Source organism: Dellaglioa sp. CoH-57-MRSF-19, assembly GCF_056781975.1.
On the sequence record NZ_JBXAXW010000344.1, the window covers coordinates 1 to 235 of the forward strand.

General features: G+C 59.1%; 1 protein-coding gene. It reads right to left on the reverse strand.

Features of this window, described 5'->3' with window-relative positions:
- A partial coding sequence (locus AC1RO3_RS09430) for a hypothetical protein (RefSeq protein ID WP_481764160.1) occupies positions 1-180 on the reverse strand: 180 nt, incomplete at its 3' end.
- Positions 181-235 lie beyond the last annotated feature (55 nt).

The window sequence follows — 235 nt, forward strand, 5'->3', positions numbered from 1 at the left end:
CCGGAACGCAAACAGGTGCGTGCGATACTGCGCGAGTGTGATCGGCGTTTCATAGACGCGGCCATCCGGGTACACGGCATAGAACGAGCCGATTACGTCGCTCGGTGCCTCAGCACGCGCAAACGACACGGATTGATAGCCCTTGCACCGGACGGGGGCGCTTGCGTTCGTGTTCGTCATTTTCTGTTCCTCAGCGTCAGCGGTTAATGGCTCAGTGAGCCGATGACCCCGATTA